A 21,933-nucleotide genomic window follows, 5' to 3' on the forward strand; every position below is an offset into this window, starting at 1 on the left:
AGTCCTTATCATCATTGTGACAATCTTATAAATCTATTTCAAAAACAAGAACCAAGAAAGAATGAAACCATTATTAGCATTAGCCCTTATGACACTTGCCGCAAACAACATTCGTGCGCAAGTGGTAATCAACGAACTGATGCAGTCAAACATCGACTGCATAATGGACGACATCAACGAATTTCCCGACTCGTGGGTGGAACTGTATAATGCAGGAACAACAGCAGTGGATCTTGCCGACTATTCCATCGGCGACTCAGACAAAGCTAACAAGGCATGGAAACTGCCTAACCTACAACTGGAGGCAGGAAAACATGTCGTAGTGTACTGTGATAAAGAAGCCAACGGACTTCACACCGACTTCCGACTCGAATCAGGAAAAGACGGCGCCGTATATCTGTTCAAAGGCGAAAATGTGGCCGATAAGGTCACTGGCATGAAAAAACAACCCGCTCCAAATATCGCCTACGGACGAAAGAATGACGCTGCCGACGACTGGGGATATATGCTCACGCCGACACCGGGAAACACCAACTGCGGAAAGACGACGAAGACCATCCTCGGACAGCCCGTGTTCAGCTCTACGGGAATGGTAAGCGCCGAAACAAAAAGTTTTAAACTCTCCTTGTCGCTGCCCGACGGTGCCCCAGAAGGAACCGTGATAAGATATACCAAAGACGGTACTGAACCGACAGAGTCAAGCACAGCCTACTCCAATCCCATCAATATAAGACGCACAACGGTGATAAGGGCAAAGCTTTTCGCCGACGGCTGCCTCTCACCACGCTCCGTGGCGCATAGCTTCATCTTCCACCAGCGAGAGGTGACACTGCCTGTAGTGTCTATCGTCACTGACAAACGCTACTTCTACGACCCCGCTATAGGCATCTACGTGGAAGGCAATAAGGCTGACGGAAAGGAAAACTACAACCACGACTGGAGACGACCGATAAATTTAGAGGTGTTTGAAAATGCCGAAGAGGAATCGGTCATCAACCAACTCTGCGAGACTCGCATCATGGGAGGCGCGACAAGAGGAAACATGAAGAAGTCGCTCGCACTCTATGCCAACAAACGATTTGGCGAGAAACGATTCAAGTATGAGTTCTTCCCCGAGGACCGTCCCGGAGTGACCGACTTCAAGTCGTTAGCCCTGCGTAACGCTGGCAACGACTTCGACTATCTCTTCCAGCGCGACGCTATCATCCAGCGTAATATGGCACGACATACCGACCTCGACTGGCAGGCATACCGCCCAGCCATTGTGTATGTCAACGGCGAGTATTTCGGCATGCTTAACTTCCGCGAACGCAGCAATGAGGACAATATCTACACCAACTACGACGGCCTTGAGGATATAGACATGTTTGAAAACTGGTACGAACTGAAAGAGGGAACATGGGACAACTACAACGCTTTCAAGGACTTCTATCAGGAGCACGGTCATACCATGGAGGAATACTCGAAATGGATGGACTGCTATGAGTTTATCAATCTCATGCTGATGAACCTCTACTACTGCAACCTCGACTTCCCAGGCAACAATATAGTGATGTGGCGACCAAGAACCGACGACGGACGATGGAGATGGATTGCCAAAGATACCGACTTCGGGCTCGGACTCTATGGAAGAGACGTGAACTACAACACCATAGAATGGATCTACAACCCTGATTACGACAGTAACAATAACTGGGCAAACCAGTATGAACACACGCGACTCTTCAGAAGACTCATGGAGGATGAAGACTTCAAACGTGAGTTTCTTGACCGTGCCGCCATCTATATGGGCGACTTTCTCAACGAACGAGGTACGCGCGAAGTGTGGGACCCGATGTATGAGGAAATAAGATTCGAATATCCACACCATCGTGTTCTTATCAACCAATGGTGGCCTAACTATAACGACGAACTGCGTAATGCCCGCACCTGGCTAAACAAGCGAACTAATATCTTCTACAGCCAACTGGCAAACTACTATAGGCTTGGCACGCCGACGCCAATGAAGATAGGAACGTCGCTGACTGACGACGAACGCGCTTCGGTATCTATCTCTGTCAATGGCGTGAAACTGAGCAAGGCGCTGTTTGACGGAAAATTCTATAAAGGCAGGAAACTGCATCTCGAAGCCTCGTGCATCGACGGCAGCAAGACTGTGACAGGATGGAAGGTGACTGAGACTACCACCACGGGAAAGACAGAGGAGAAAACTATCGCCATCCCGACATACGACTTCGACATGCCTTCGTGTACAAAGCTTGTCATCGAGCCAATCCTCTCCGAGTCGAGCTCTATCTTACTTCCTACTGCCGACAACGACAATGCCCCATGCTACACCATCGGCGGCAAGAGAGCAAAAGATAATGCAAGAGGAGTGATAGTGAAACGAGGAAAAAAGCTCTTTAGATAAAGGAGAAAACGTAAGGAAGTTAAAGAAGTGGGGTTCTTTAACTTCTTTAACTTCCTTAACTTCTTTAACTTCCTTAACTTCTTTAACTTCCTTAACTTCTTTAACTTCCTTAACTTCCTTAACTTCTTTAACTTCTTTAACTTCTTTAACTTCTTTAACTTCCTTAACTTCCCATATTTAGATTTCTCCTAAATTTTACTGATGCTGATCGCGAAGCAAGTCGTTGACAGTCTTTACTGGGTTGAAGGTAGAGAGAGGAACTTCCACAAAGACGGTGTTCCAGTCGCTCATCGCTCCGTTCCACAATCCAGGCAATTCAAGAGCCTTGAGCTCCTTGCCGTTCTTGCTCTTGCTTGAGATGAAGCCAGTAGTTCGGTCAACGAAGTCAGGCAGGTTGAACGCATTGCCCTTGTAGTCTTTCACGGCGCAAACGAGGTCAACGGGGTTAAAGTGTGTACCCTTTGTAAACATTTCCATATATTCGGCGTTGTTCTTGTCAATCTGGCTCGACTCAAGTATCTGCAGACTCACGGTGCCGTCTTGGTTGTAGGTGAGGAAAGGACCGCCTCCAGGCTCGCCCACATTCTTCACTACTCCGCAAACGCGCATAGGACGGTTGAGCTTCTTCTTCAGATAGATGACGAGGTCGGCATCTTCCAGCTCCTTGATGTCAGCCTTGCGGCAGCAGAGGTCGTGCTGTACGAAGCGGATGATCTCTTCCAACTTCTCGTGGTTGTATGTGCCTGCTTCGAGTGTCTCGAGATAGTCGAAAGCCTTTTTCTGCAAGGTGACGAGGATGCCGGCGATGACCTGCTTGTAGCTCACGGTGTCTGCCTTCAGACGGTCGGGCACCACGTTGTCGATATTCTTTATGAAGATGACGTCGGCCGAAATCTCGTTGAGGTTTTCTATCAGCGCGCCGTGACCACCGGGACGGAACAAGAGCGAACCGTCAGAATTGCGGAATGGAGTGTTGTCGGGATTAGCTGCAACGGTGTCGGTGCTTGGCTTCTGCTCAGAGAAGGTGATGTCGTAGCTGATGCCGTATTTCGAAGCGTAGAAGTCGAGCTTCTCTGCTACGCGCTGCTTGAACATGGGCAGATGGTCGTGGCTCACCGTGAAGTGTACGGCAGCCTTGCCGTCGCTGGCGGCATAGAGTGCGCCTTCCACCAGGTGCTCTTCCATAGGAGTGCGTGGACCTTCAGAATACTTGTGGAACAGAAGCATGCCCTTTGGCAGCTGCCCGTAGTTCAGTCCGTCGGCATTGAGCATGTTGCGAGCCACATCCTTATATCTTCCGTTGGCGATGAGCTCCTTCACTCCAGCGCCGAGATTCTTCCGGCATGCGTCGTCGAGTGCGTCGTAGAAGGCAAATTTCTCAATGTTGTCGAAATACTTCTTCTCAAAGTCTGTTGTAGGTACGTCGTAGTCAGCATCAGCAAAGGCAAACATATCCTTGAACATTCGCGATGCCGCTCCCGAAGCAGGAACGAACTTCACGATGCTATGGCCTTGTGCCTTGTACTGCTCCCATGCCTCTTCGTATTGTTTCACGTCGGCTTCTGTCGGAGCGATGATGCCTTGTCCTACACTGGCAGCTGCCTCGAGTTTGAGGAAGGGGAATCCTGTCTTAAACTCTTCGAGCTGTGAATTAAGTTTTTCTTCGCTTATGCCTTTAGCGGCAAGCTGATTTAGGTCTTGTTGTGATAGCATATTTGTGGTATATTTAGTGAATTATGCTTCAAAATTACAAACTTTTATTGGAAAAAAGAAATAAATCGGCAAAAAATTGTATCTTTGCAGTGAAATTCTAACAAAAATGACAGAATTATGGCAGAAAGATTCGAATTTTTGGCTTCTGAAAAGGAAGAAATACGCGAACTCTACACCAAGTTGAAGGACAGTATCGGCTCTACGCTGCACCCCGACGACGAGGCAAAGATGCGTGAACATCTGAAGACGACGGTAGAAGACAATCTTTTGAAAAGAGACGTCTTCGGACTGAATCCTATTCTCTTCGGACTGCAGACGGCTGTCATCGTAGTGGAGGAGATAGGCTTGCGTCGCGATGCGGTGCTCGCCATCATGCTTCATCAAAGCGTGACGGTTGGCTTCCTCAGTGTCGATGAGGTGAAGGCGAAGTTCGGTGAGTCGGTAGCCCGCATTCTTCATGGCTTGCAGCGTATCGTGGAGTTGTACAGCAAGAATCCCGTTGTGGAGAGTGAGAATTTCCGCAATCTCTTGCTCTCCTTTGCCGAGGACATGCGAGTGATACTGATAATGATAGCCGGTCGTGTCAACCTGATGAGGCAGATAAGGGATAACTCCAACGACGAGGCGCGACGCAAGGTGGCCGAGGAGTCGGCTTACCTCTATGCTCCGTTGGCTCATAAACTCGGACTCTATAAGCTGAAAAGCGAACTTGAGGATATCTCGTTGAAGTATCTCGAGCCTGACGCTTACTATATGATAAAGGAGAAACTCCACGCCACGAAAGAGGTGCGCGACGCTTACATCAAGCAGTTTATCGAACCTGTCAGCCAGAAGTTGATGCAGGTGGGACTGAAGTTCCATATCAAAGGGCGAACGAAGAGCATACACAGCATCTGGCAGAAGATGAAGAAGCAGAAGTGTAGCTTTGAGGGTATCTACGACCTCTTTGCCATACGCATCATCCTCGACTCGCCGTTCGAGCAGGAGAAGATGCAGTGCTGGCAGGTCTATTCCATCGTCACCGACATGTATCAGCCTAACCCGAAACGACTGCGCGACTGGCTCTCGGTGCCAAAGTCCAACGGATATGAGAGTTTGCACATCACCGTGCTCGGACCGGAGAAGAAATGGGTAGAGGTGCAGATCCGCACCGAACGGATGGACGAGATTGCCGAGCGCGGTGTGGCTGCCCACTGGCGATATAAGGGTGTGAAAGGCGAGACTGGACTCGACGAGTGGCTCAACAACATCAGGGGAATACTCGAGAATAGCGACGACCTTCAGGTGATGGACCAGTTTAAGATGGACCTCTACGAGGATGAGGTCTTCGTGTTCACTCCCAAGGGCGACCTCTTCAAGTTTCCCAAGGGAGCCACGGTTCTCGACTTCGCCTATCATATCCACTCAAAGATTGGCAATACCTGTACAGGCGCGCGTATAAATAATAAGGTGGTGACGTTTCGCGAACAACTGCATAGCGGCGACCAGATAGAGATTCTCACGTCAAGCATACAGAAACCCAAGCAAGACTGGCTTAATGTGGTGAAGACCTCGCGTGCCAAGTCGAAGATCCGCCTTGCCTTGAAAGAGACGCAGGTGAAGGAGGGTCAGTATGCCAAGGAGATTATCGAAAGGAAGTTTAAGAACAAGAAGATCGACATCGAGGAGTCGGTCATGACTCGACTTGTCAAGAAGTTGAAGTTCAAGGAGGTTAGCGACTTCTACAAGCAGATCGTTGACGGCACGCTCGACATGAACACCGTCATAGAGAAATATCTTGAACTGCAGCAGAAAGACCAGAACATCATCGGCGACAATATGGCGAAGAGCGCCGACGGATTTAACATCCAGACCAGTCAGGATATTGTCAACGAGACGGCCAACGACGATGTGCTTGTCATCGACCAGAACCTTAAGGGCATCGACTTCCAGCTTGCCCGTTGCTGCCAGCCTATATATGGCGACAAGGTGTTTGGCTTCGTCACTGCCGGCGGCGGAATAAAGATTCACCGCGAGGACTGTCCTAATGCCGCCGAGCTCCACCGCCGCTTCCCTTACCGTGTGGTGAAGGCGCGATGGAGCGGCAAGGGCTCGTCGCAGTATTGCATCACACTGCGTGTGGTGGGAACAGACGATATAGGTATTGTAAACAATCTCACGAGCATCATCAGTAAAGAGGAGAAACTCAAACTGCGTTCTATCAGCATCGACAGTAACGACGGCCTCTTCGGCGGCAATCTTGAAGTGATGCTCGAAGACACGTCGAAGCTCGAAGCGCTGATAAAGAAACTGAAGTCGGTGAAGGGTGTAATTAATGTAACGAGAATATAGTTTATTTAGTTGACAAGTTGACAAGTTGACAAGTTGACGAGTTGACAAGTTGACAAGTTGACGAGTTGATAGCGACAACGCCTGCCGATTACCGCCGTTGTAGTGTCTTACTTTATGTAAGACCGCCCGCCGTAAATCCGCTACAAATCGGGTTGCGGTCTTCAGCGGTAATCGGCGGGCGTTTGTCAACTATAAAACTATAATCCTTCTTGTGCTTCCGAAGTCATAAACGCCTTAATCTTGTCGTAGGGAACGGTAAACTCTACCATGCCGATGGCATACGGACCAATCTCATACTGCTGATACACGAAGTGAAGGCCTTTGGCCGTGAGCGATGGAGCGTTGATAGGGATAGGGATGATGCCATTCTCGATAAACAGCATCGTGTTGAGGTCTCTATCCGTCACCGTCTCGCCGCGTTTCTTGAAATACGAAATCACACCCTTTCGAATCAGCGGCTGAATAGCTTTCTCGTTAGAGCTGTCGATGGTGGTCTGCAGCATCTCGCCGGTCGATTTCAGGAATGTAACAGGAATAAAGAGAGCCTGGCCGTGAGCTCCTCCCATATAGTTGTATGTATATAAGTGATAGGTGACATACTTCTCCGTATTCTCCTTTATCCTCATGTTTATCTCTTGGCTAAATGGCGAAGGTTTCCAGTCTTCCTCTTTGTTTTCTCCTTCAGAAACGTCGCATGCATCCTTATGATCGTTGGTCAACATGCCGAGATATCTCTTTCCGAAAAAGTCCACCTGCATTTTCACGTCTGTAGGCATGCCGCTGACAGACTGCTTGGCTTCTTCGCCAATCTCGTAGTTCGGATTGCACGCCATGAGCTTCGTGGTAATGTATTTCGAGATCGTTGGCACTACCTTGGCATTGCCCTTAGGAATATCCACGCAGATATAACACGAGGCATGCTCGTTCTCTTTATTAAACACCACGCTATCGGTCGTGAATGTTTCATTCTCTACCATAGTTTCTTGCACCATGGCAGAATCCACACTTGTCGAATCCGACGCTGAGGCTCCATTGCCCTTCTGTCCAGAGTTGCATGCTGACGACAAACACAATGCCGTCAACAACAGAGTGAAATGCAAATGATCTTTTTTCATATTGAATATATTATTTTATTCTTTTATATTAGGAAGTTCAAGACCATAGTTGTGCTTCTTGTCGATAATCTTCAGGTAAGCGGCCAGAAGCAGGGCAGCGATGCCAAAGCATGCGAAGATGACCAATGGCACGGTATAGTTGTATGGAATGAACTCGTCGCCGGCCGCCTTTGCTGCTATCACGGCAGGATTGTCGGCATTAGAGCTTGCCAGCACGCTGCCGATGAGCATAGGCACGAAGCAAAGACCGAAATTCTGTACCCAGAAGATGAGGCAGTATGCGCTGCCGAGCACCTTCTCGTCGATAATCTTCGGAACGCTTGGCCATAGTGCGGCGGGCACAAGGGCAAACGAGATGCCGAGCAGCACGATGGTCGAGTATGCTATGAGATAGCTGTGTGTGGCAGGCAATACAAAGGCGAAGATGAGGTGGCATGCTATGAGCAGTACCGCGCCCCACATCAGCATCGTCGCCCCCTTTCCTTTATGGTCGAGGAACGAGCCGAGGAACGGAGTGATCACTGCCGCACCGATAGGGAACCATCTGAAGATGTTCGATGCGTCAGAGGGAGAGATGCCGTCGAGATTACACTGCAGCATGTTGGCACCATAGCGCTGGAACGGGAAGATGGCAGAATAGTACAGCACACACAACAGTGCAACGACCCAGAAGATGCGGCTGGTGAGTATGTTCTTGAGGTCAGAAGCCTTAAACTCTTCCTCGCTGTCGCCACCATTGCCGTTGACGCCGAGCTGGCGGTCAAACTTGCGGTCCATGACGCAGAAGGCGGTGAAAGTGATAAGACCGATGAAGAGCAATGCGGTGCAGAACCCTACCGGACCCGATACCGAACCCATCTTCTCCGCAAGGATAGGAGAGATGGAGAAGATGGCAAACACACCCACACGGGCGATGGCCATCTCAAGTCCCATGGCAAGAGCCATCTCCTTTCCCTTAAACCATTTTGCAATAGCCTTAGACACTGTCGTTCCCGCCATCTCGCATCCGCAACCGAAGATCATGAATCCAAACGAGGCGAGCTTGGCGCTGGCAGGCATCGACACCCACCATGAGTCGAGCCAGTTGGCTAACGCAGAGCCGGCAAAGGCGTCGCTGATGGCATAGAACTTGATACATGCACCGATAAACATCATCGAGGCCGACAGTTCGCCGGTGAAGCGAATGCCCATCTTGTCGAGTATGATACCAGCCACGATGAGGAATCCGAAGACGTTGAGTATATATTCTCCAGCCGCATAGGTGCCAAACACGTCGGGGCTCCATCCGCGCTCTTTCTCTATCAGCGATTGCAGAGGCGACATTACGTCAACAAACATGTAGCCGAAGAACATCATCGATGCTACAAGAATCAGGGCTGTCCATCGGGCGGCAGCGCTGTCGTTAAGTTTTTTCTGTATTATTTCAGTCATTTTTTTATTGTTGTTTTTATTTGTTTTTTCTTTTACTTCTTCAGCCAACGGTCTAGCCAGTTGAAGAAGGTGCGTTGCCAGAGCACACCGTTTTGTGGCTTCAGCACCCAGTGATTCTCGTCGGGGAAGATGAGTAGCTCAGCCGGTATGCCGCGCATGCGTGCCGCGTTGAATGCGCCCATGCCCTGGTTGTAGTTGATGCGGTAGTCCATCTCGCCGTGTATGCAGAGGATAGGCGTGTCCCACTTATCCACAAAGCGGTGTGGCGAGTTGTCGTATGTCTTTCGTGCGTCGGCAGTCTGTTTTTTGTTCCAGAAGGCGTCGTCGTATTCCCAGTTGCTAAACCACGCCTCTTCGGTGTCGGTGTACATCGACTCGAGGTTGAATGCACCGTCGTGAGAGATGAAGCACTTGAAACGCTTGTCGTGATGTCCGGCGAGGTAATAAACGCTGAATCCTCCGAAGCTCGCGCCAACAGCACCCATGCGGTCGCGGTCAACATACGGTAGGTTTTCGGCCGCGTCGTCGATGGCCGAGAGATAGTCGCGCATGCACTGTCCTGTCCAGTCGCTGCTCACCGCCTCGTTCCATTCGTGTCCGAAGCCAGGCAGTCCTCGGCGGTTAGGAGCTACGATGACATATCCGTTGGCAGCCATTATCTGGAAGTTCCAGCGGTAGCTCCAAAACTGGCTGACGGGACTCTGCGGTCCACCCTCGCAGAAGAGCAGAGTGGGGTATTTCTTGTTAGGGTCAAAGTCTGATGGCAGTATGATCCATGTCAGCATGTCCTTGCCGTCAGTAGTCTTCACCCATCGCTTCTCCACCTTTCCGAGGCTGAGCTGCGAGAGGATGTGCTCGTTTTCGCGTGTTATCTGGCTTATGGTGGTCTTCTTCACGTCCTTGCCAGGGTTGACGATATATATGTCGTCAGGAGCTGACATGCTGTGCCTTTTGGCTATCAGACGCTTCCCGTCGTTGGCGAGAGCCACGCTGCCGTAGTCAGCCGTGTCGTCTGTCAGCTGGCGAATGTTGCCTTTCAGATCCACTTGGTACATGTTGGTGCACCCGTGCCAAACGCCGATAAACGTCAGGCCTTTTGAGTCAGCGTTCCAGCAGAAGTCGTCAACGTTAGAGTCAAACGCCGCCGACACATATTGTTTCTCGCCAGTCTGCAGGTCATATACACACAGTCGGTTGAGGTCAGCCTCATATCCGTCTCGCGCCATCGACTGCCATGCCACGTACCGTCCGTCGGGCGAGAATTTCGGGTTTTGGTCATATCCCGGATTGTTTTTCAGGTTTTCCTCCGCGTTCACGCTCTGGTCCCTCATCGTGTGTGTTGGATCCACCTCCGGAGCCTTATATCCCACAGGTTTGCAGATGTTGCGAGTCTCGCGCGTACCTATGTTATATATGTAGATGTCAGAGTCGGTCGATATGGCATAATCTATGCCTTTCTTCTTGCGGCAGGTATAGGCAATCTGCTTCGAGTCGGTGCTCCATGCCAACTGTTCTATTCCGCCGAAGGGTTCCATCGGACACTCGTATGGTTCGCCCTTCATGATGTCCTCTCCTTCGGTTATTCCCTCAGCCGTGACGTCTGCCACGAAGGGGTGCTGTATGTTCTCCACGTAGTGGTCCCAGTGGCGGTACATCAGGTCGGTCACCAGTCGTCCGGTAGCCTTTGGAAGGTCAGAAGGGTTTTTCTTTATTATCTCGTTGAAAGGCATCGTCTTGATAAGTATCACCTTTGTGCCGTCGGGCGAGAAGATAAAGCCGTCGATGCCGCTTTTGTCGTGCGAGAGCTGTCGGCGGTCGGTGCCGTCGGGCTTCATGCTCCATATCTGTCCGCCTGTAATGAAGGCTATGCGTGTGCCGCCTTCTATCCATGTCGGGTCGGTCTCGTTTTTCGCCGCGGTGGTGAGTTGTCGTCTGTTGTTGCCTTGGTTGTCAACGGTGCATATCACCTGATGACCTTTGTTGGCCTTCACGCTGTAGTAGCCCACCTGATACACCACCGTCTTTCCGTCGGGCGACGCTTCCACCGCGCCGATGCGTCCCATGGCCCAGAGAGCCTCTGGCGTCATGTATTTGCTTTCGAGCTTGATGTTGCTTTTGCCTATGTTCACGTTGTCTTGTGCTTTAAGTGTGCCGGTGGCAGCCATCATGGTGGCTGCCACGGCGATAGTAGTCAATTTATTCATTTTTCAGCGATATAGAAGTGTGTCTTATAGTATTATTTTCTCATCTGTTGCTCGCGCAGTTTTCTCATTTCCTCAGCCTGTTTCTGCATGGCTTCGAGTCTTGCTGCGAGTCCGCTTTGCTTCTTCGGGTTGTCTTTGTTCTCTTTGTATCTTGCTTCGAGTATGGCGAGTAGTTTCTCGTCGTTGGTAGTCTTTCTCAGCACCCACATTATGGCAGCGGAGAAGAAGAGCGAGATGAAGTAGTAGAAGTTCAGACCCGAAGCATAGTCGTTGAACATGAAGAAGAACATCAGCGGCATGAGATACATCATCCATTGCATCATCTTCATCTGTTCAGCCTGTTGTCCCACCATTTGGTCTTTCTGTTGTCTCATGCTCATCATCGAGTAGAGGATGTTTGCCACGCAGAAGAGCACACAGGTGAGGCTCAGGTGGTCGCCTATCATCCAGATGTTTGTTCCCCATTCCACTATGGGGTCGTATGTCGAGAGGTCGTCCATCCAGAGGAAGCTCTCGCCTCGTAGCTGTATGGCGTTAGGCACGAAGTTGAACATTGCCACCCAGATAGGCATCTGTATCAGCATCGGCAGACAGCCGCCGAGTGGGCTGACGCCATATTTTGCGTAGAGTTGCATCATGGCCTGCTGCTTCATCATGGCGTCTTCGGGCTTGTTGTATTGTTTTGTGGCCTCGTCGAGTTTCGGTTTCAGCACACGCATCTTCGCCGAGCTCATGTAGCTTTTCTTCACGAGTGGGAATGTGATGGCCTTGAGCAGCAGGGTGAGGAGTATGAGCACGATACCCATGTTGAAGCCCCATGAGGTGAGCCAGTCAAACACGTAGATTGTAAACCATCGGTTGATGAGTCTTACTATAGGCCATCCCAGATACACGAGAGTCTGCATGTCGAGGTCTTTGTCAAACGAACATTCGTCATCCACGGCTTTCAGCACCTGGAAGTCGTTAGGTCCGAAGTACATCTCTATCTCTGTAGGCTGTGCGCCGGTAGGGTCGAAGTCGGTCTTAAACTTCGCTATATACTGCTTGAGGTAGCCCGATCCTTTCTCCTGAGGTATGCTCGATAGTTTCGAGTCGGGAGCGATGTCGCCCTTTGGTATGAGCACCGAGCTGAAGAACTGGTCTTTGAAGGCGAGCCAGTCTATGGCAAACTCCATTGGTTCGTCTATCACCTTCTCCGTCTCGTTCACGTAGTCAGAGTCGTCGTTCTTCTCCTTGTAGGTAAGGGTGGCATAGCGGTTTTCGAATGTGTATCCCTTCTCCTGCTGTCGGCATTTACCTGTCCATTCCATATCCACCTGCTTGTAGTTAGGCGCGAAGATGCCGCTCAGTCCGTTCACCCTCATCTTCATGTTGACGAGATAGTTTTTGCCGAGTCTGTAGTCGATGGTTATGCTTCCTCCGTTGCCTGCCTCAGCCGTCAGTGTGAGTGTAGAGTCGGTGGCGTTCGAAGGTGTGAAGTAGAGGTCGGCGGTGATGATGTTTGTCTCCTTGCCTGCCAACAGGAAGTTGAGGCATTGCTCCGTCTGTGCGAAGAGTGTGAGGTCTTTGTCGCCGCTCTTGTCCTTGAATCCGAGCACCTTGGCTTCAGCCACGTGTCCGCCCTTGGTGGCCACCTTCAGCACCACCTTGTCGTTCTTCAGTGTCATCAGGCTGTTTTTGCCTGTTAGGGCAGGGTGGAAGAGCGCCGTGGTGTCGGCGAGTGCCGCTTGTGCCTGCGCCTGTTTTGCTGCTGCTTTGGCACGCTGCTGCTGTTCCGCCTTCTGTTTGATAACGTTCTCGATCGAGTCCTTTTTTCTCTGTGCGTTTATCTGTTCTTCCGATGGTTGGTTGTACCACGAGAAGCCGAAGAGTACGGCTGCCATCAGGATGAATCCGATAATAGTGTTCTTGTTCATTATTACTTTTTTTGTTGTTTATTTGCTATTGCTGTCTTCACGAAGTCGAGGAATAGCGGATGCGGGTTGAGCACCGTGCTTTGGTATTCCGGGTGGAACTGTGTACCGATAAACCATTTCATTCCCGGTATCTCCACTATCTCCACAAGGTCGCTCTCAGGGTTACGTCCCGTGCATTGCATTCCGTGTCGTTCGTATTCCTTGAGGAAGTTGTTGTTGAATTCATAGCGATGTCTGTGTCGCTCCTGAATGACTTCCTTTTTGTATATGTCCATTACCCTCGACCCTTGTCTCAGCTTGCAGCCAAAGGCGCCGAGTCTCATCGTTCCTCCCATCATTGTTATGTCCTTCTGTTCCTCCATGATGTCGATGACGTTGTGAGGCGTCTTCTCGTCCATCTCGCGGCTGTTGGCGTCGGCATATCCGAGCACGTTGCGTGCAAATTCTATCACCATCATCTGCATTCCGAGGCAGATGCCAAACGTCGGTATGTCGTGTGTTCGCGTATATCTTATTGCCGTTATCTTTCCCTCTATGCCTCGCTGTCCGAATCCCGGGCAGATCACCACGCCGTCAAGGCCGCTGAGTTTCTCTGCCACGTTGGTGTCGTCGAGGTTTTCCGAGTTGACAAATTTCAGTACCGTCTTGTGATCGTTGTATGTGCCAGCCTGGTAGAGGCTCTCGCGTATGCTCTTGTAGGCGTCCTGCAGGTCGTATTTGCCCACCAGGCCTATTGTCACTTCCTCGGTGGCGTTCTTTCTCCTTTCGAGGAAGTTGCGCCACGGTCCTAAGCTCGGAGTCTCGCCTATCGGCATGCCGAGTTTTCTCAGTATGGCAGTGTCGAGGCCTTGGCTCTGCATGTTCACCGGCACCTCGTATATCGACGGCAGGTCTTCGCTTTGCACCACGCAGTCTATATCCACGTTACAGAACGACGCCACCTTTTTTAGTATTCCCTCGTCAAGGTGTTTCTCAGTCCTTAGCACGAGCACGTCAGGCTGTATGCCCTGGCTCTGCAGCTCCTTCACCGAGTGCTGCGTGGGCTTTGTCTTCAGCTCTCCCGCCGCCTTGAGATACGGTATGTAGGTAAGGTGTACGCTGACGGCGTTCTTTCCCAACTCCCATTTCATCTGTCTTATAGCCTCAAGGAAAGGCGCGCTTTCAATGTCGCCTATCGTTCCTCCTATCTCGGTGATGACGAAGTCGTAGTGCTCCCTCTCGCCGAGTAGTCTCATGTTGCGCTTTATCTCGTTGGTAATGTGCGGCACCACCTGTATGGTCTTTCCGAGATAGTCGCCGCGTCGTTCTTTGTCTATCACGGCCTTGTAGATGCGGCCTGTGGTGAGCGAGTTGGCGCGTGTGGTCTGTATGCCGGTGAATCGCTCGTAGTGTCCGAGGTCGAGGTCGGTCTCCATTCCGTCAACGGTCACGTAACATTCGCCGTGCTCGTATGGGTTCAGTGTGCCCGGGTCGATATTTATGTACGGGTCAAACTTCTGGATGGTGATGTTGTAGCCTCTTGCCTGCAATAGTTTGCCTATCGACGAAGAGATGATTCCTTTACCGAGCGATGACACTACACCGCCAGTGACGAAGATGTACTTAGTTTCTGCCATTGTGTTTACTTTTTTATTGGTTTCAATACAAGGTGCAAAGTTACACTTTTTTTTTAATATGACCAAGGTAAAACGCATAATATGTTGTCAAGCTGTTAAAAAATCAATAATATAGGCTCCGAATGGGATATTTTTTTGTACCTTTGTGCCGAAAAAACAACATTGTTGCAAATGATTTCAAGACAGATATTCATCATCGCACTGTCGCTCGTGGCTATGGCGGCAGGCGCCCAGCGCGTGAAGACACAGAAGCCGGAGGTCAGTCCGGTCGTGAAGGCATATATCGATTCGCTTGCAGCCAGCAAGGCGAGGATCGACAGCTCGGCCTGTGCCGGCCACAACGGCATGGAAGAACGTATGCTAAGGCTCTTCGCGCCTCTCACGTTCTATTACGATGCCGCAGGCAAGGCGCTCGCCATCGACGAGCGCCTCGGTCCGGCCAACGCCCTCGACGAGGCCATCGACGAGGCTCTGCTCAATGTCTATCTCACCCGTCCCGAACTGGTCTCTGTCACTGAGCGTGAGCTGAAGCAGACGGGTGGCATCCGCGACGACTTCGAGCAGACGGTGAAGCCGAAGGTCGATCTCTCGTCAAAGGTAGAGACCATGCCTGAGGCCAACTTCGACGACATTCCTCTCGACATCGTCGTGCGCAAGCCCAACTTCTGGACGTTTGGCGGCGACAGCTACCTCCAGTTTCTCCAAAACTACGTCTCGGACAACTGGTATAAGGGCGGCGAAAGCAACTATTCGATGGTCGGTTCGCTCACGTTCAAGGCCAACTACAACAACAAGAAGGGGTTGAAGTTCGACAACATGCTCGAGCTGAAGCTCGGATTCCAGACCTCGCGTGCCGACACGCTCCACAAGTTCAAGACCAACAACGACCTAATACGTTATACCGGCAAGTTCGGTATCCAGGCCACCAAGCGCTGGTATTACACCCTCCAGCTGCTTGCCTACACCCAGTTTACCAAGGGCTTGAAGAGCAACGACAAGTTTGTCTATTCCGACTTCATGTCGCCTCTCAACATCAATCTCGGTCTTGGTATGGACTATACCGTCGAGGCGTTCAACAAGCGTCTGAAGGGCAATGTCAACATCTCTCCCTTGTCATTCAATTTCCGCTATGTCGGCAGGACAGACCTCGCCACGCATTATGGCATTGGCGAGGGCCATCACACCAAGGAAGACTTCGGCTCGCAGCTCACCAGCGACCTCACCTGGGTCTTTTCCGACATCGTGAGATGGAAGACCCGCCTCTATGCCTACACCACCTACAAGCGCACCGAGATAGAGTGGGAGAACACCTTTGCCCTTCAAGTCAGCAAGTATATCAGCACCAACATCTTCATCTATCCGCGTTTCGACGACTCCACAGCCCGCGACGCCGACATGGGCTACTGGCAGTTTAAAGAATACTGCTCCTTAGGCTTCTCTTACAATTTCTAAGTAGAGGCGCCGACGGTGAGTGCGCTAACATCCGCCGCATACCGCCGCAAATCCGCGACAAATCGGGTTGCGGTCTTACACGAGGTAAGACCCTACATCGGAGATTAGCGGCGGGCATTTGCGGCGGGCATTTGCGGCGGGCGTTTGCGCCTTATTGTTATTTTCATTGTGCATTACTTTAAAATAAAACTGTTTAACTGTTTTTCTGTTTTACTTTCTTGAATCATCGGGGACAGGTTCATCGACCCTAAAGAGTGAACCAATGTACCTTTCCCCATGACCCCATAAATTCTGTAGTTTATCCTCTTAAATCTTATAAAAATCCCGCAAGGCGCAAACCCTGCGGGACGAGAAATTATTCTGCTTTATTTCAGATTTTCACTTATAGCTTCATTATGTCATCTTCCGACAATCCTGTTGCCTTTATGATGTCGGCAATGCTTAAGCCCATCGACTTCAAGTTCTTGGCTATATCTATCGCCTTAGATTGTTCACCTTCTGCACGGCCTTCTGCACGGCCTTCTGCACGGCCTTCTGCACGACCTTCTGCACGACCTTCTGCACGACCTTCCATTTTGGCAGTATCAAGCACATCGTTCTGCACCATAATGTCGTCCATGTGTTTGTCGTAAGCCCGGCGTTCCTTGTCGCTCATCGTCATATAGAGAAGCTTCTGGCGCGCTTCCCTAAGGCCTGGCGTAGAGGTGTCGTCCTTGATGCGGTTGTTCTTCAGATAGTCGAGCCATTCCTCTATCGGGGTGGTGGCCACACTGTTGAACTCGTTAACGCGGATGATGTAATACTCGGGGAATATGTCCTGGGGCACACACATACGTAGTTCCTCAGCCTCCTTGATATTCACCTCAAGCAGGTCGTTGGTGTGGACGCCAGTGAAGACGGTCTTGCCATGATAGAGGTAGTCGCTTCCCTTGCCAAGGTCGAAGTAGAGGATGTTGATAGAATACACCTTCTTCACCTTGTCGTACATATTACCGATCTCGATGTGCTCGGTGATGGCTTTAGACACACCATATAGCATTCGCTGGAGGAAATACAACTGGCGGGTGAGCTGCACCTCGACAATGATTATTTCGCCCTTGGAATTCTTTGCCTTGATATCGACACGGTTGAACTTGTCGTTGGCATTCTCTTGATTGCCTTCGCTCTCAAGCAGTTCCTCTATCTTCACGACCTCGCCTGTAAGAACGGTTATCAGTCCTTCCAGAACTGCAAAGTTGGCCTTGTCGCGCAACATTCGCTTCACCGCCCAGTCAAAACGTATGTACTTGTTGTTCACTTCCATAAGCGTATGTATTTATTTCTTCGGCGGCAAAGGTACAAAGATAATCTGAAACCGCCAAATCTTTGGCGGAATTTCTCGTCTTTTGTTAGTATGTAAATAAGTTAAAGAGCGACGAGGCGAGAGCAGAGCAACAAACTCGCTTGATTGCTATGCCGAGCCGAGGATGCTTCTTCAGCGTTGGCTAAAGAGCGCTTTCTTTATCTACGGATTATGCGGACAGGGGACAGGTTTGCACAACTCGGAGCACAGCAATCTCTTCCAAAGTGCAGGATTTGCACTTTAGGGGAAGGTTAAGTGCAAAATTTGCACTTTGAACTGCGCCTTTTGCACTTTGGACGTTATCATAAGTCTCACCTTCCTTCCAATCTATGTGCAACTCGCGATTTCGGAAACTATATTCTTCGCCCAATAGCATACTACGAAAGAAGCGCTCCAAATAGATGGTTGTTTCAGTTATACCTTTCTGAAGGTTGCTATAGTTGGCTCGTACCAGTGCGTTGCGGAAGTACCATGAGTTTTGGGCAAACATATCGTTGATCACCTCGAAACCAAGTGTACGAAGATACTTTATCATAAATACCGCAGTGGTACGTGTGTTGCCTTCACAGAAAGCATGTTTATAGAATTCAAGTGCAAATATACGATTTTTTATTGGAAAAACCATACTTTTTTGCACAAATGTCGCTGAAATGCTCGGTGTTAAGATACTTCACGTCCTTAATAACCTCTTTGCCGGCGGACAGGCGATTTATATTCTAGCTGCAAAAATACAACTTTTATATTAAATCACTCAACTTTCGCAGGAAAGGGAAGTTAAAGAAGTTAAGGAAGTTAAGGAAGTTAAAGACGTATGTCAAAGCCCAGAAAACTCCCGAAAGGAAGCGAAAAGACTATTGTCCTTAACTTCTTTAACTTCTTTAACTTCCTTAACTTCTGAGAGTTGATCACATGCGAAACTTAAATTAAATCAGCAAATAAATCCACGGAAATTATGCAGATTAAGATTTATTTGTTACCTTGTGTTTTTTATTGTGGACAGTTCTTATGATATTAGGATAGGGTGTTCTTCTGACATTAGGATAGGGAGTTATACATTCTCTTCCTTCCCTTTCAGGAAAATGATTCTTGGGATTTCCTCACTCACACGCACCATTTCCCAAATTTTGTCATAATCGCTTGTTGTTTTATTTTCGGAGTGCAAAACAAGCGACTATTTATGCCATAGCCAAAGATTGTGCAAGTGAGTGCAGAACAATAAGCTCGCTTGAATGTTATGCCGAACGCAGCCAAGCTTATCAAACTTTAGTTTGTAGTTCGCTGTTTTTGGTTTGTAGTCGGGGCTATTTTCCTACAAACACAGTTGAAGGCTGCAAATGGCATTTACCATGCCGCTTGCAGCCTCCAACTGTTTATGATGGGATTGAATGATTATTCACTATAAGGCTGAGGCTGAACGTCCCAATTCTCAAAAATTTGATATTTCGGAGCCCATTCATCGAACTCTTTGTTATATACATCTCTAGAGTAGACCCGCGGATCCAAGTACAATGTAGGCTTTTGGGGCTCTTGAACATTTGTACCTGCCTTAATAAGCCAATGATCCAACATTTCTGCGCTAACATCAAATGCCAACATGGTTACACTTGAGAGTTTGGAGCAACCACTGAACATTTCTTGATAGCAATACTCTGCCAATTTTCCAGCACGAAGCTCTGGTGCCGTTGTGAGTGAGGTGCAATTTTGGAACATTCCTTTATAGCAGCTCTTTGCCAATGATTGAGCAGGAAGCACTGGTGCCGTTGTGAGTTTGGAGCAACCGCTGAACATTTCTAGACAGCAGCTCTCTGCCAATGTTCCAGCACGAAGCTCTGGTGCCGTTGTGAGTGCGGTGCAACCGCTGAACATATATTCATAGCAATAATCTGCCAATGTTTCAGCAGGAAGCTCTGGTGCCGTTTCGAGTGCGGTGCAACCGTTGAACATTTCGTGATAACAATAATCTGCCAATGATTGAGCAGGAAGCGAAGGAGACGTCCTCAATTCTGTATTCCTCAAAAACAATTTACAGAACCTGGCATTGGTTGTATTTGCATTGGCGTAGTTTTCATAGTCGATGAGCGTGCGGATATCGCCGGTACAATCTACTGGAGAGTTTGCAGTAGTAAATTTAATTATTGAATAATTAGCATAACCAGTTGCCGTACCCTTACTGCTCTTGCCGCGGAGTCGGAGACTTCCCAAGGTGCCTCCAAATTTGATATTCTCTTCGATTGCTGTAAATGGTGTCCATTCGCCGCCGCCAACAGAGTATTCGAAATACTCATTCTCCCCCAGGGTAAAATCATTGAAGTTCATATTGAATGTCTGTTCGCTTTCAGCCGTGAAAGTAACATAAGGAATGTGTTTTGCATTTAATCCTGTGACGGTTTTTTTGTTCCAATTGCTGACAGAGAGTGTGTTGAGAGTGAGTTCGTTCTTCCCCAAGGTAAGATTCAGGGTGTATTTCATGCCGCCTTCTAACTTGACGGCATTGGCATATCTCCATGTGTAGGACTTGTCGCCAATCTTCACTTTCACTCCGAAGGTGCTTGCGTCAATCGTCTGCGGAATGAGGATTGCCTCATAGGTGGCGGTACGCTCAGCGGCGCTGTATGACCCAGAAGGGCATAACGAAATGTCTGAAACGGCAGAATTGTAATTGCTCCATGGCGTTGCATCTGCGTGAGAATAGGTGGCGCTGGTGGCAGAGCCAAAGGCTATGGCAGAGGTGATGGGGTTTGTCTCTGGGGTTCCATACTGATTGCGAAGCGTAACCGTTATCTCCAACTTCGACATGATATGGTCGAACGGAATGCTGATGGTGCCATTCTCAGAAGGCGTGACGGCATTGCTGAAATAATACAGGTGGTCGCTTGACTTGATGCCATCGGCTGTTGACTGGTCGGTCAGTGCATTGAGTGTGGTTGATGCAGAGGAGAGGGAGAACGTGGCAGCTTTGACGGTGATGGTGCCCGTAGCGTTAGCCCAAATCATATCTACCGTGGGAGCATCGGCAGCATCGGATGCGTATGCCACCCATTTGCCTTCCTCGTATTTCATCACGACATTGGTGTAGTCATAATTCTCGTCATCCTGATCGATGGTAAGATAGAACTTCGTAGGCAGATTTTTCGTATCATAGCCCGCACGAGTCTTAATGTCCGACACCAATACATCTACATTGATGGGCTTTCCTTTCAGCGAATCAGCAGGTGTCGTAACCTCTTCTTCGCCTGCGCAGCTTGCAAGGAGGAATGCCATAGCTGCCATGGTCCAAAATATTATCTTGTTCATTGTACTATTATTTCTATTAATTTATGTTTTCACTGCTGGCATTGCCCACTGTCATTTCGAGGGTGTGGTTTGTGCCACCTGTCAATGTGAAGGCTTCGGCAGAAGTCCATTCGTAGGTCTTCTCGCCAATCCGTATCTCTATTCCAAAGGCGTTTTCGGCTATCGTCTGTGGCACGAGGATGGCCTCGTAGGTGGCGGTACGCTTATTTTTGTCGTATGCCACGGAAGGAATCAGAGTAATCTTCGAAACATTTGATCCTGCGCTCCAAGGCGTTCTTGCCCCGGGAGAATAGGTTGCGCCGGTTGATGCGCCAAAAGCAGTGACTGATGTTATGGGGTTTGTCTCTGAGGCTTCATACTCCGTGCCGAGTGTTAGCTGTACCGATATCTTCGACATGATATGGTTGAGCCCTAAACTTATACCGCCTGTTGACGGCGTTACGGCATTGCTGTAATAATACAGATGGTCGCTTGCCTTGATGCCCTCGGCAGTTGACTGGTCGGTCTGTACACTGAGGGCATAAGAAGTTGAAGCCTTAGGCAGAGGGAACGTAGCCGCCGTGACGATGACGTTGACTTCAGAGCCTTCCCAAAGAAGTTGTTTCTTTGCTGCATCTGTAGCATCAGATTCATATGCCACCCAACTGCCACCTTCGTGCTTCATCACGACATTGGTGTAGTCGTAATTCGTGCCGTTTTGGTCTATCGAGAGATAGAGCATCGTAGGCTGAGATGTGTTGTCATATCCGGCACGGGTATTGATGCCCGACACCAGCACATCTACATTGATTGGGGTGTCCTTCAGCGAGTCATTTGGCAGCAGTGCATCCTCGTCGTTTGCACAGCCCGCAAAGATTGCTGTAACAGCCACCATTGCTAAATAAAAGATCTTTCTCATAGTTCTTTTCTAATTAACTTTAGTTTCGCATGTGATAATTCTCTATATATAAGGGTTTTTTTTAAACCACAGAGTCAAAGAGAAAAAGAGATTTGTGGTTTTATAGAGTAGGTCGCAAGCGACAGAGGACACAGAGTTTCCATGCGGCAAACATGATGCGCAGCTCTCTATGAGCTCTAAATGCCTTGGCATTCACTCTCTTTCATTAGTA

12 protein-coding genes are annotated in these 21,933 nt (G+C 49.4%); 3 read left to right on the forward strand and 9 right to left on the reverse strand.

The window, feature by feature from the left end:
- The first annotated feature begins 61 nt into the window (after positions 1-61).
- The gene (locus CIK99_RS00705; RefSeq protein ID WP_094378754.1) at positions 62-2,410 is read left to right on the forward strand and encodes a CotH kinase family protein; all 2,349 of its coding nucleotides are present in this window, start codon (positions 62-64) and stop codon (positions 2,408-2,410) included.
- A gap of 195 nt (positions 2,411-2,605) precedes the next feature.
- On the opposite strand, the gene CIK99_RS00715 is transcribed toward CIK99_RS00705, so the two are convergent.
- Positions 2,606-4,123 (reverse strand): DUF4301 family protein, encoded by a 1,518-nt coding sequence (locus CIK99_RS00715; RefSeq protein WP_094378756.1) that lies wholly within the window; start codon positions 4,121-4,123, stop codon positions 2,606-2,608.
- Between the two features lie 117 nt (positions 4,124-4,240).
- Between CIK99_RS00715 and CIK99_RS00720 the strand changes: the two genes are divergently transcribed.
- The gene (locus CIK99_RS00720) at positions 4,241-6,454 is read left to right on the forward strand and encodes a bifunctional (p)ppGpp synthetase/guanosine-3',5'-bis(diphosphate) 3'-pyrophosphohydrolase (RefSeq protein ID WP_094378759.1); all 2,214 of its coding nucleotides are present in this window, start codon (positions 4,241-4,243) and stop codon (positions 6,452-6,454) included.
- A 197-nt stretch (positions 6,455-6,651) separates the two neighbouring features.
- Here CIK99_RS00720 and CIK99_RS00725 read toward each other — a convergent pair whose 3' ends face one another.
- Genes CIK99_RS00725 through CIK99_RS00745 form a run of 5 tightly spaced genes read right to left on the reverse strand, consistent with a single transcriptional unit; the run spans position 6,652 to position 14,736 of the window.
- Complete coding sequence (locus CIK99_RS00725; RefSeq protein WP_094378761.1) at positions 6,652-7,569, reverse strand: DUF3298 and DUF4163 domain-containing protein; 918 nt, start codon at positions 7,567-7,569, stop codon at positions 6,652-6,654.
- Positions 7,570-7,584: 15 nt separating this feature from the next.
- Positions 7,585-9,000 (reverse strand): MFS transporter, encoded by a 1,416-nt coding sequence (locus CIK99_RS00730; RefSeq protein WP_173805279.1) that lies wholly within the window; start codon positions 8,998-9,000, stop codon positions 7,585-7,587.
- Positions 9,001-9,032: 32 nt separating this feature from the next.
- The gene (locus tag CIK99_RS00735; RefSeq protein WP_094378763.1) at positions 9,033-11,204 is read right to left on the reverse strand and encodes a S9 family peptidase; all 2,172 of its coding nucleotides are present in this window, start codon (positions 11,202-11,204) and stop codon (positions 9,033-9,035) included.
- A 32-nt stretch (positions 11,205-11,236) separates the two neighbouring features.
- A complete protein-coding gene (gene yidC / locus CIK99_RS00740) occupies positions 11,237-13,120 on the reverse strand; it encodes a membrane protein insertase YidC (RefSeq protein WP_094378765.1) in 1,884 nt (627 codons plus the stop codon).
- Between the two features lie 2 nt (positions 13,121-13,122).
- Entirely contained in the window at positions 13,123-14,736 is a 1,614-nt protein-coding gene (locus CIK99_RS00745; RefSeq protein WP_094378767.1) for a CTP synthase, read from the reverse strand.
- A gap of 171 nt (positions 14,737-14,907) precedes the next feature.
- Here CIK99_RS00745 and CIK99_RS00750 point away from each other — a divergent pair, with 171 nt between their 5' ends.
- Positions 14,908-16,188, forward strand: coding sequence for a DUF3078 domain-containing protein (locus tag CIK99_RS00750; protein ID WP_254047671.1), 1,281 nt, complete (start codon positions 14,908-14,910; stop codon positions 16,186-16,188).
- A 382-nt stretch (positions 16,189-16,570) separates the two neighbouring features.
- On the opposite strand, the gene CIK99_RS00755 is transcribed toward CIK99_RS00750, so the two are convergent.
- The 3 genes from CIK99_RS00755 to CIK99_RS00770 form a co-directional block, all read right to left on the reverse strand.
- On the reverse strand, positions 16,571-17,491 hold the full coding sequence (locus CIK99_RS00755; protein ID WP_094378769.1) for an Rpn family recombination-promoting nuclease/putative transposase: 921 nt from the start codon (positions 17,489-17,491) through the stop codon (positions 16,571-16,573).
- A 1,428-nt stretch (positions 17,492-18,919) separates the two neighbouring features.
- On the reverse strand, positions 18,920-20,824 hold the full coding sequence (locus CIK99_RS00765) for a fimbrillin family protein (protein WP_094378771.1): 1,905 nt from the start codon (positions 20,822-20,824) through the stop codon (positions 18,920-18,922).
- A 16-nt stretch (positions 20,825-20,840) separates the two neighbouring features.
- On the reverse strand, positions 20,841-21,722 hold the full coding sequence (locus tag CIK99_RS00770; protein ID WP_094378773.1) for a fimbrillin family protein: 882 nt from the start codon (positions 21,720-21,722) through the stop codon (positions 20,841-20,843).
- Between the last annotated feature and the right edge of the window lie 211 nt (positions 21,723-21,933).

Origin of the sequence: Prevotella sp. P5-92 (assembly GCF_002251245.1) — a bacterium.
GTDB lineage: Bacteria > Bacteroidota > Bacteroidia > Bacteroidales > Bacteroidaceae > Prevotella.

What these genes read in the sequence shown, in the direction of transcription:
- CIK99_RS00770 (WP_094378773.1), bottom strand. Translation starts at nt 21,722, where the DNA reads ATGAGAAAGATCTTTTATTTAGCAATGGTGGCTGTTACAGCAATCTTT.
- CIK99_RS00720 (WP_094378759.1), top strand. Translation starts at nt 4,241, where the DNA reads ATGGCAGAAAGATTCGAATTTTTGGCTTCTGAAAAGGAAGAAATACGC.
- CIK99_RS00735 (WP_094378763.1), bottom strand. Translation starts at nt 11,204, where the DNA reads ATGAATAAATTGACTACTATCGCCGTGGCAGCCACCATGATGGCTGCC.
- CIK99_RS00725 (WP_094378761.1), bottom strand. Translation starts at nt 7,569, where the DNA reads ATGAAAAAAGATCATTTGCATTTCACTCTGTTGTTGACGGCATTGTGT.
- CIK99_RS00755 (WP_094378769.1), bottom strand. Translation starts at nt 17,491, where the DNA reads ATGGAAGTGAACAACAAGTACATACGTTTTGACTGGGCGGTGAAGCGA.
- CIK99_RS00750 (WP_254047671.1), top strand. Translation starts at nt 14,908, where the DNA reads ATGATTTCAAGACAGATATTCATCATCGCACTGTCGCTCGTGGCTATG.
- CIK99_RS00705 (WP_094378754.1), top strand. Translation starts at nt 62, where the DNA reads ATGAAACCATTATTAGCATTAGCCCTTATGACACTTGCCGCAAACAAC.
- CIK99_RS00730 (WP_173805279.1), bottom strand. Translation starts at nt 9,000, where the DNA reads ATGACTGAAATAATACAGAAAAAACTTAACGACAGCGCTGCCGCCCGA.
- CIK99_RS00765 (WP_094378771.1), bottom strand. Translation starts at nt 20,824, where the DNA reads ATGAACAAGATAATATTTTGGACCATGGCAGCTATGGCATTCCTCCTT.
- CIK99_RS00745 (WP_094378767.1), bottom strand. Translation starts at nt 14,736, where the DNA reads ATGGCAGAAACTAAGTACATCTTCGTCACTGGCGGTGTAGTGTCATCG.
- CIK99_RS00715 (WP_094378756.1), bottom strand. Translation starts at nt 4,123, where the DNA reads ATGCTATCACAACAAGACCTAAATCAGCTTGCCGCTAAAGGCATAAGC.
- yidC (WP_094378765.1), bottom strand. Translation starts at nt 13,120, where the DNA reads ATGAACAAGAACACTATTATCGGATTCATCCTGATGGCAGCCGTACTC.